The organism is Paraburkholderia sp. SIMBA_027, from assembly GCF_046535315.1.
Classification (GTDB): Bacteria; Pseudomonadota; Gammaproteobacteria; order Burkholderiales; family Burkholderiaceae; genus Paraburkholderia; species Paraburkholderia tropica.
In genome coordinates, this window is record NZ_JAWRWY010000336.1 from 1 (window position 1) to 292 (window position 292).

At 60.6% G+C, this 292-nt stretch carries 1 protein-coding gene; it reads right to left on the reverse strand.

Features of this window, described 5'->3' with window-relative positions; genetic code table 11:
* On the reverse strand, nt 1-292 hold a 292-nt coding region (locus SB764_RS39325; RefSeq protein ID WP_410866653.1), incomplete at both ends, for a GGDEF domain-containing protein.

Genomic DNA, 292 nt, shown 5'->3' on the forward strand with positions numbered 1-292 from the left:
GCGATGCCATGCAGACACCCATGGAAACCGTGACCGGGCCATAGTTGATGCGGGTGCGGGGGTTCTTGAACGGCGTCGCTTCGAGGGTCCGGCGGATCCGCTCGGCCATGCCCATGACCTCTTCCTGCGTATTGCCGTCGATGATCAGGGCAAATTCTTCGCCGCCTGTGCGTGCCACGAAGATATCGCGGCGGACATTGGCGCGGATAACCGAGGCAACTGTGGCAAGGATCTTGTCGCCGACCGGGTGGCCGTAGGTGTCGTTGATCTTCTTGAAGTTGTCGATATCGGC